At 56.8% G+C, this 9,213-nt stretch carries 9 protein-coding genes; 5 read left to right on the top strand and 4 right to left on the bottom strand.

Going from position 1 to position 9,213, the window contains the following annotated elements:
- Positions 1-56: 56 nt before the first annotated feature.
- Entirely contained in the window at positions 57-1,328 is a 1,272-nt protein-coding gene (gene oxlT / locus AC1RMF_RS26120; protein ID WP_342621039.1) for an oxalate/formate MFS antiporter, read from the bottom strand.
- 384 nt (positions 1,329-1,712) lie between these two features.
- On the bottom strand, positions 1,713-2,621 hold the full coding sequence (locus tag AC1RMF_RS26115) for a LysR family transcriptional regulator (RefSeq protein ID WP_493145423.1): 909 nt from the start codon (positions 2,619-2,621) through the stop codon (positions 1,713-1,715).
- A gap of 141 nt (positions 2,622-2,762) precedes the next feature.
- Between AC1RMF_RS26115 and gcl the strand changes: the two genes are divergently transcribed.
- The 5 genes from gcl to AC1RMF_RS26090 all read left to right on the top strand — a co-directional run bounded on the left by gcl (position 2,763) and on the right by AC1RMF_RS26090 (position 7,939).
- On the top strand, positions 2,763-4,553 hold the full coding sequence (gene gcl, locus AC1RMF_RS26110; RefSeq protein ID WP_493145422.1) for a glyoxylate carboligase: 1,791 nt from the start codon (positions 2,763-2,765) through the stop codon (positions 4,551-4,553).
- Positions 4,554-4,597: 44 nt separating this feature from the next.
- Complete coding sequence (gene hyi, locus AC1RMF_RS26105) at positions 4,598-5,380, top strand: hydroxypyruvate isomerase (protein ID WP_493145421.1); 783 nt, start codon at positions 4,598-4,600, stop codon at positions 5,378-5,380.
- A 45-nt stretch (positions 5,381-5,425) separates the two neighbouring features.
- On the top strand, positions 5,426-6,328 hold the full coding sequence (gene glxR, locus AC1RMF_RS26100; protein ID WP_493145420.1) for a 2-hydroxy-3-oxopropionate reductase: 903 nt from the start codon (positions 5,426-5,428) through the stop codon (positions 6,326-6,328).
- A gap of 28 nt (positions 6,329-6,356) precedes the next feature.
- Positions 6,357-7,661, top strand: coding sequence for a glycerate kinase type-2 family protein (locus AC1RMF_RS26095; protein ID WP_493145419.1), 1,305 nt, complete (start codon positions 6,357-6,359; stop codon positions 7,659-7,661).
- Positions 7,662-7,798: 137 nt separating this feature from the next.
- Positions 7,799-7,939, top strand: a complete 141-nt coding sequence (locus AC1RMF_RS26090; protein ID WP_342619647.1) for a hypothetical protein — start codon at positions 7,799-7,801, stop codon at positions 7,937-7,939.
- A gap of 27 nt (positions 7,940-7,966) precedes the next feature.
- On the opposite strand, the gene AC1RMF_RS26085 is transcribed toward AC1RMF_RS26090, so the two are convergent.
- Positions 7,967-8,905: a LysR family transcriptional regulator gene (locus tag AC1RMF_RS26085; RefSeq protein WP_342619646.1), complete on the bottom strand. Its 939-nt coding sequence runs from the start codon at positions 8,903-8,905 to the stop codon at positions 7,967-7,969.
- A 16-nt stretch (positions 8,906-8,921) separates the two neighbouring features.
- Positions 8,922-9,213: NAD(P)(+) transhydrogenase (Re/Si-specific) subunit beta (locus AC1RMF_RS26080; RefSeq protein ID WP_493145418.1), on the bottom strand; the 292-nt coding region annotated here is incomplete at its 5' end.

Raw genomic sequence — 9,213 nt, 5'->3', positions numbered from 1 at the left:
TATCCAGCTAAAAAATACACGCCATTTCGGCGCTGGCCTACAGTGTTTTGTGTGTATCAGGCGAATGGCGCATTGCGTGCATTGGCTTGCGCAATGCAGTTGCTGCGCATGGGTGCCAGAACCAGCTTGGCACACAGACCTGCGACGATGGCAATGCTTGCTGCAAGGATGAGCACGTTGTCCCAGTTGCCATTGGTTGACATCAGGGATGCCAATGGAACCAGCAGCGCTGCGGTGCCCTTGGCCGTGTACATGGTTCCCGCATTGGCAGCGGCGTTCTTGATACCAAATGTGTCAGCCACCAACGCAGGGAAAATCGAAAAGATTTCACCCCAGCAAAGGAATATCAGCGCCGCAAAGGTCATGAAGGCGTAGGGACTGTGTCCAAACTTCATGAGTCCGAGAAGCGCAAACCCTTCGCTGACAAACACGATTGCCATGGTGTTCTCACGACCCAGTCGGTCGGAAATGAATCCGCACAGTGGTCGTGTAAATCCGTTGGCCAAATTGTCAACAGCCAATGTCATGGTCAAGAGCGGCAAGGTCACCATGCCGAAGAAACTCACCGGTATTGCATTCAGTCCGTAGTCCTTGGCCATAGGGCCGAGTTGGGCAGTGGCCATCAAGCCGCCCGCTGCGACAGCCACAAACATCACATACGTCAGCCAGAACACCGGGGTCCGCACCATTTGTGCTGCCGTGTAGTCAACCTTGGTCATTACCAGTCGTGAGCGGATCGCGACATTTTTAGGTGGTACCGGCTTTACCATCATCAACGCAAAGATGAACATGCAGATGCCTTGCCCGATACCGAACGAGAGGAAGGTCTGCTCGTATCCAGCGGATTCGATCATGCTGGCAATTGGAATCACGGTTACCGCAGCACCGGCACCGAAACCAGCTGCCGTCAGTCCGGCAGCCAGGCCACGTCGATCCGGGAACCACTTCAAGGCATTGCCAACGCAAGTGCCGTAGACACAGCCTGCGCCAATGCCGCAAACCACCGCACCAAAATACAGCATGGTCAGAGAGTTGGCATAGGAGTTGATCGTCCAGCCCAAGCCCGCGAGGATGGCGCCACCGGCAACAACGGGGCGGGGACCGAATTTATCAACCAGCCAGCCCTCGATGGGGACCAACCAGGTTTCCACCACGACGAAAATCGTGAAAGACAGCTGAATGGCTGTCCGCCCCCAATGGAATTTGCTGTCAATGGGGTTGACGAACAGAGTCCAGCCATACTGCAAATTGGCAATCAAGGCCATGCAGAGAATGCCCAGAATCAGTTGTCCCCATCGGAACATGGGGTGGTGTACAGCGTCGGTCATATGGCCCACTCCTGAAGCGGCCACGGTATGTTGTTGTGTCATGTTATTTGTGTCTCCTTATCATTGCTCATGGCGAAACATCGGCGAAGATGCGGCAAGTTAACCCTAGACGAAGTGATTCATTTCCAATAGAGAAACGATGCTCGGGTGAGGAAATGTAGAAGCGTGACCCGCTTGGAGCGCTTGACCACCGTCATCTTTCGGAAAATTCGGGCTAGTATTTTCCCTAGGCATCTTCTGCACCTCTATGCCTTGTATACGCCCCTTTGGGGCGCCCGTGTGCACATGATTGGCGCAGTGCGTAGCCCTTTGTGCGGAAGGCTTCAGGTAGCTTGAAAAATGGGGGGAAATAGGGGGCGGTTCGGGGTGGCCATCAGCATTCGATTATTTGTAATCGGACCACCATGACTCGCCAATCTGCCCTTGCAACCAGTCAATGAAATGGCTGACTTTGACGGGAACCCGACGAGGCGATGGATACACCGCGTGTATCTCTTGCGAAGGAAGCGACCACTCGCTCAGGATGGGCACCACAGCACCGGACTGGACCGACTCATAGGCCACATACCACGGCAAGGCAGCAATACCCATGTCTGCGCTGGCAGCGGAAAGCAATGCGGACAGATTGTTGGAGCGAAGCAGGCCTCTTACCGGAGTCGGATGCAAGCGACCATCTGCTCCCGTGAATAGCCAACGCGCGTCGCCTTGTACCGTGCTGTATACCAAGGCGTCATGTCGAGCGAGGTCCGCGGGGCGTTTGGGTATGCCGCGTTCCGCCAGATATTTGGGCGAACCAACCACGACCCAGGGATTGATGCCCAGAAAACGCGCACCCAAGGTGGAGTCGGACAAGCGCCCCATCCGTACGGCGACATCTATGCCCTGCGCTACGAGGTCGACATAGCGATCATCAAAAGTCAACTCGATCTGGACCTTGGGGTTGCTCCTCATGAAGCGCATGACCAGTGGCACCATGACACGTCTGCCGAAGGCCACCGAGGTGCTGATACGCAAAACGCCTTGTATTTGCGATTGCATCAGTGCGGCAACGGACTGCGCTTCTTCGAAGTGGTGGCTGATGAGTTTGCATTTCTCGTAGTACAGCAGGCCGATTTCCGTCGGCGTGACGCCATGGGTTGATCGATGCAGCAAACGGGAACCGAGTTGGGATTCCAGCTGAGCCACCACTTTCGTCGCAGAGGGTTGGCCTATGCCCAGGTCTGCGGCAGCCTTGCTGAAGGAGCCCAGGTCCACGACCCGAATGAAAAGTCTGACGGCATGCAGATGGTCCATGCGCCGAGTAGAACACGCGCGCCTGAAAACGCAAATATTCCGAACAGGAATAAACATAATGCCGCGCTCCGCACTTCCAGATATGTTGCCGTGCGCAGACACTTTCTCCAGTTACTCATCAAACATAACTGGAGACACAAGATGGCAAAGATGAAGGCAGCCATGGCCGCCGTGCTGGTCATGGAAAAAGAAGGTATCACCCAAGCGTTTGGTGTGCCGGGTGCAGCGATCAACCCTTTCTACGCTGCATTGCGTGAGCGCGATTCCATCTCACACATTCTGGCCCGCCACGTAGAGGGTGCTTCGCATATGGCCGAAGGCTATACGCGTGCCAAGGCAGGGAATATTGGTGTATGCATTGGCACCAGTGGGCCAGCGGGGACCGACATGATCACCGGTCTGTACTCGGCTATTGCCGACAGTATTCCAATTCTGTGCATCACGGGTCAGGCGCCACGCGCACGACTGCACAAAGAAGACTTCCAGGCGGTTGACATCGAGAGCATCAGCAAGCCAGTGACCAAATGGAGTGTGACGGTGCGTGAACCGGGGCTGGTGCCGCGCACCTTCCAGCAGGCATTCCATCTGATGCGTAGCGGTCGCCCAGGCCCGGTTCTTATTGACCTTCCCTTTGATGTGCAAATGGCAGAGATCGAGTTCGACATCGATACCTATGAGCCACTGCCGGTTTACAAGCCGGCGGCCACACGCAAGCAAATTGAAAAGGCTCTGGACATGCTGATGGCCGCAGACAAGCCTTTGATCGTGGCAGGAGGCGGCATCATCAACGCAGACGCCTCGGAGTTGTTGGTGGAATTCGCCGAACTCACGGGCGTTCCCGTGATTCCTACGCTGATGGGCTGGGGCAGCATTCCAGACGACCATCCGCTGATGGCCGGAATGGTGGGTTTGCAGACAAGCCATCGCTACGGTAATGCAACCCTGCTGGCAAGTGATTTTGTGCTCGGTATTGGCAACCGCTGGGCGAACCGCCATACCGGATCTCCGGAGGTGTATTGCAAAGGCCGAACCTTTGTCCACATCGATATTGAACCGACCCAGATCGGTCGGGTATTCAACCCGGACTTGGGCATCGTCAGCGATGCAAAGGCGGCGCTGGAGCTTTTCGTCCAGGTTGCACGGGAGCGCATGGAAAGCCGCAAACTCAAGAACTTCAGTGACTGGTCCAAGCGCAGCTTGGAGCGCAAGCAACTGATGCACCGCAAGACCCATTTCACAGAAACACCGATCAAACCGATGCGCGTGTACGAAGAAATGAACAAGGCCTTCTCGCGTGACACCATCTATGTCACAACCATTGGTCTGAGCCAGATTGCTGGCGCCCAATTCCTGCACGTCTATGGACCGCGCCAGTGGATCAACTGTGGTCAGGCCGGTCCTCTGGGCTGGACCATGCCCGCAGCTCTGGGCGTCGTCGTTGCAGACCCCACGCGCAATGTGGTGGCCTTGTCCGGTGACTACGACTTCCAGTTCATGCTGGAGGAACTCGCTGTGGGCGCCCAGTTCCGGTTGCCATACGTCCATGTGCTGGTGAACAACAGCTACCTGGGACTGATACGCCAAGCCCAGCGTGGTTTTGACATGGACTACTGCGTTCAGCTGGCGTTTGAAAACCAGAATGTGGATGACGCTACTGTGCAAAGCTACGGCGTGGATCACCAGGCCGTTGTGCAGGGACTTGGCTGCAAGAGTCTGCGTGTGACGGACCCTGAAAAAATCCAGGGTGCATTGGTGGAAGCACGTGCGATGGCGGAAAAGTACCAGGTTCCGGTGGTCGTGGAAGTCATTCTGGAAAAGGTGACCAACATTGCAATGGGCACTGAGATCGACAAGATCAACGAGTTCGAAGAAATCGAGTGTCTGCATCCGGAAGGGCGCAAAGGTCTGGAGCTCGCAGGGTTGCTTGAATAAGTGCCCAACGGAACCTATACGCAGCAACACAGCAGAACGTCAACATGCCAAAATTTTCCGCCAATCTCAGCATGCTCTTTACCGAGCTGCCTTTTCTGGATCGATTCGAAGCCGCATCACGGGCCGGCTTTCGCGCAGTCGAATTTCTCTTTCCCTATGCCTTCAAGGTGGAGGACCTACGATCACGTCTGGACGACAACGGACTTGAGCTGGTCTTGCACAACCTGCCTGCAGGGGATTGGGAGGCTGGCGAGCGCGGCATTGCCTGCGATCCCCAGCGCGTAGCGGAATTCCGCGACGGAGTCGGCCGTGCCATTGGGTACGCCCAGGCCCTGGGTGTGAAGCAACTCAACTGCCTCGCAGGCAAGGCACCCGCAGGAACCTCGCCCGAGGTTTTGCGTGCAACATTTGTGGCCAATCTCTCGTATGCAGCCAGAGCCCTCAAGGAGGCAGGTCTGCGGTTGTTGATTGAACCCATCAACACCTATGACATTCCCGGCTTCTACCTGAACCGCACCGAGCAGGCGATTTCCGTTCTGGATGAAGTCGGTGCAGACAACGCTTTCCTGCAATACGACATCTACCACGCACAACGCATGGAAGGTGAGCTTGCCACGACCATGCAAAAACACTTGCATCGTATTGCGCATATCCAGTTGGCAGACAACCCAGGGCGCAATGAGCCGGGTACCGGCGAAATCAACTACCCGTTTCTATTGGAGTACCTGGATCGCGTTGGCTATGCGGGCTGGATTGGTTGCGAATACAAACCTGCAGCTACCACGACCGCTGGCCTTGGCTGGCTGCAAAAAATGAAGCGGACTTGAAGGTATTGACCTGACTCGTCCCATCTCACAGAACAGGATTTTCTTATGACTTCATCCCCTCTCAAAATCGGCTTCATTGGTCTTGGCATCATGGGTGCCCCTATGGCTAGTCACCTCTTGCAGGCAGGCCACGATCTTTTCGTCTTTACCTTGGGCAAGATGCCCGCACACATCGAAAGCAGCAGGGCTACCCAATGCCTGAGTGCACGCGGTGTTGCGGAGCGGGCCGACATCATTTTCCTGATGGTCCCTGACACGCCGGATGTTGAAGCTGCACTCTTCTCCGAGAATGGCGTGGCCGCCGGTCTGAGCAAGGGAAAGACCGTGGTGGACATGAGCTCCATTTCGCCGATTGCCACCAAGGACTTTGCGAACAGAATCAACGCCATCGGCTGCGAATATCTGGATGCGCCTGTGTCCGGCGGCGAAGTCGGTGCCAAGAATGCCACGCTGTCCATCATGGTGGGTGGTTCCGAGGCAACCTTCAACAAGGTCAAGCCCCTGTTCGAATTGATGGGCAAGAACATTACCCTGGTTGGAGGCAATGGCGATGGTCAAACGGCCAAGGTCGCCAATCAAATCATTGTTGCCCTGAATATCGAGGCCGTTGCAGAAGCATTGCTGTTTGCTGCACGGGCCGGTGCCGACCCCGCACGCGTGCGCCAGGCGTTGATGGGTGGTTTTGCTTCTTCGAAGATTCTGGAGGTACACGGCGAGCGCATGATCAAGCGTACTTTTGATCCGGGTTTCCGTATCGGACTCCATCAGAAGGACCTGAATTTGGCTTTGTCCAGCGCACGTGCACTCGGTGTTTCATTGCCGAACACCGCAACCGCGCAGGAACTCTTCAACTCCTGCGTTGCCCATGGTGGCCAGGCATGGGACCACTCGGCAATGGTGCGCGCACTGGAAAAGCTGGCCAACTTTGAAATCGGCCACACCGCCTGAAGCGGTTGTGGTTGTGATGGCCCCTTCCATGGCAGACTCCCACGGTGCCAACGCATCGCAACAGTTGCTCAGGCGGATGTTCGATGCGGCAATCGCCAGCGCCCAGCCGGCTCTCTGTGTTCCCAAGCACCTGCCCTTACCAGCACCCCATGGACGACTCATCGTCATTGGAGCCGGTAAGGCATCCGCCGCAATGGCGCAGGCGGTAGAGGCCCATTGGAAGGAACATCTGCCGCGCTTGGAGGGACTGGTCGTTACGCGCTACGGCTATGCCGCTCCGTGTGAGCGCATCGAGATTGTGGAGGCCGCCCATCCTGTGCCCGATGCTGCGGGCCAGGTGGCGGCAGAGCGCATGTTGAAACTCGTCACCGGACTCAAGGAGGAGGACCTTGTCCTGTGTCTTATTTCGGGCGGCGGTTCTGCGCTGCTGCCGCTTCCTGCTGCGGGTCTTACGCTGCAGGACAAGACGGAGCTCAACCGTGCGCTGCTCCGTTCCGGTGCAACCATTTCCGAAATGAACTGCGTGCGCCGTCACCTGTCTGCCATCAAGGGCGGAAGACTGGCCGTCGCATGCCATCCGGCCCGTGTTGTCACGCTGCTGATCTCGGATGTGCCGGGAGACAATCCGATGGACATTGCGTCCGGCCCCACGGTGGGTGACCCAACCAGCTGTGAAGACGCGCTAGCCATCGTACGGCGCTATGGCATTGACTTGCCCCCCGCGGCTCTCGATCTGCTGGTGAGTGGACGGGGCGAATCCATCAAGCCCGGTGACCCTCGGCTGGCCCGTACCGAGATACGTTTGATTGCCGCACCACAGCAGGCGCTGGAAGCGGCTGCGCGCATTGCACGCGAGTCGGGTATGCCGGCGCATATTCTGGGCGATGCGCTGGAAGGCGAGGCGCGCGATGTCGGCAAGGTCTTGGCGGGCATGGCATTGCAGGTCGCTGACCGCGGACAGCCGTTCGCTGCGCCATGCGTGCTGTTGTCCGGTGGCGAGACAACAGTCACTGTGCGGGGCACCGGGCGTGGTGGCCGCAATGTGGAGTGTCTTCTGTCGATGGGGCTGACCTTGAATGGTCACCCCCGCGTTTATGCCCTTGCGGGAGACACGGACGGGGTGGATGGACAGGAAGAGATCGCGGGTGGACTCTTACGTCCCGACTCACTTGCGCGTGCCTGGAAGCTTGGCCGCAACCCGCAAGACGACTTATCCAACAACAACGGTCACGGCTTTTTCGGGCTGTTGGGGGATTCGGTGGTCACTGGTCCTACACGCACCAACGTGAATGATTTTCGTGCGGTGTTGATCGAGGCCGATTCCGGGACGTGAGTCGACACAAAGCCTGTTGCGCCATGTGTACAGCTGTTGCTGTTTGGACGTATATCTCGGCGGAACCTAGGGTTAATACTAGGTAAAAACGATTTTCCTTTTATAATAGGGTTAACCCTAGTTCAAAAGGAAAAACCATGAAATCGCAAATTGGTTCCGTTAACTCCATCTACTCTCTGCCGAGCCAGAATTTCAGCTTCTTGGTCGAGTTGTTCGAGGCCATGCCCATCGTCATTTTCTTCAAGGCAGTGCAAGACGCGTTGAAGGCTGCGCGCTAAGCAACTTGCGTTGTGCGATGCCGGCATTCAAGCGGGCTTCGCGTAACTGTCGGTAGGGACGATTTTTGAAATGAGAGCTGCGCCGTCCTGCAGCAGATAGTCTTTGAATGCCTGCGCCACAGGCGGCAGGCGTTTGGAGCGCCGTTGCACGATGTACCAGTGCAACATCAGTGGGAAGCCTTGCACGTCCAGCACGCGCAGGCTGCCGCTTCTCAGTTCCTGGCTCACTGTGTGGGCGGACAGGAAGCTGATTCCCATCCCCGCGATCACTGCTTGCTTGATTGTTTCTGTGCTGCAGATCTCCATTGCAATGTTGAGGTTGCCCAAGTCACCCTCGAAACCTTGCTCCATGGATCGCCAGGTGTCCGATCCCTTCTCGCGGACCACGAATGGCTCTGCCATCAGGGTCGCTCTCGGGATGTTCTTTTTGCCAACCAGAGGATGGGTTGCGGCGGCGACAATGACATAGGGGTGCGGGGCAAAGGCCTGATGCACGGTATCCATGTCAGTCGGTGGTCGCACCATGATCGCCAGGTCGGTGAGGTTCTCGGTGAGTTGGTTCAGCAAGCCTTCCCGGTTGTGTACCTTGAAATTGAGAACCACACCTTTATGTCGGCTGGCAAACTCGACGAGCAATCTGGGAAAGAAGTAGTCGCCGGCGCTGATCACGCCAATGTTGAGTTTTCCGCCCGTCACGCCTTTGAAGTGCGCCATCGCGCTTTCAGCCGCTTCAAACTGCTGGATGATTCCACGACTGATCTGCAGCAGTTCATGCCCCGCGGGTGTCAGGTAAATCTTCTTTCCAAACTGTTCGAATAGAGGGTTTCCGGCATGCTCCTCCAATTTGGTTACCTGGGTGGATACCGCCGGTTGTGTCAAATGCAGCTCTTCTGCAGCGCGCGAGAAACTCAGGTTGCGTGCAACCGATTCAAATACCTTGAGTTGACGTAGTGTCGCGTGCTTCATCTGTCGCTGCTGCCAGCTACTCGATCGCCTTGGCCATGTCCTCAACGACCTTCTTGGCGTCTCCAAACACCATCATGGTCTTGTCCATGTAGAAGAGTTCGTTGTCTAGGCCCGCGTAGCCCGCGGCCATGGAGCGCTTGTTCACGATCACCGTCTTGGCCTTGTAGGCCTCCAGAATCGGCATGCCGTAGATCGGGCTGCCCTTGGTGTGCGCCGCCGGGTTCACCACGTCATTGGCGCCCAGGATGATGGCCACATCGGCCTGTCCGAACTCGCCGTTGATGTCTTCCATCTCAAACACCTGATCG

The organism is Rhodoferax sp. GW822-FHT04A08, from assembly GCF_058801025.1.
This window is presented reverse-complemented; position numbering and strand designations above follow the sequence as displayed.

Coding starts and splice junctions, on each gene's coding strand:
- oxlT (WP_342621039.1), bottom strand. CDS start 1,328: ATGACCGACGCTGTACACCACCCCATGTTCCGATGGGGACAACTGATT.
- AC1RMF_RS26115 (WP_493145423.1), bottom strand. CDS start 2,621: ATGGACCATCTGCATGCCGTCAGACTTTTCATTCGGGTCGTGGACCTG.
- gcl (WP_493145422.1), top strand. CDS start 2,763: ATGGCAAAGATGAAGGCAGCCATGGCCGCCGTGCTGGTCATGGAAAAA.
- hyi (WP_493145421.1), top strand. CDS start 4,598: ATGCCAAAATTTTCCGCCAATCTCAGCATGCTCTTTACCGAGCTGCCT.
- glxR (WP_493145420.1), top strand. CDS start 5,426: ATGACTTCATCCCCTCTCAAAATCGGCTTCATTGGTCTTGGCATCATG.
- AC1RMF_RS26095 (WP_493145419.1), top strand. CDS start 6,357: ATGGCAGACTCCCACGGTGCCAACGCATCGCAACAGTTGCTCAGGCGG.
- AC1RMF_RS26090 (WP_342619647.1), top strand. CDS start 7,799: ATGAAATCGCAAATTGGTTCCGTTAACTCCATCTACTCTCTGCCGAGC.
- AC1RMF_RS26085 (WP_342619646.1), bottom strand. CDS start 8,905: ATGAAGCACGCGACACTACGTCAACTCAAGGTATTTGAATCGGTTGCA.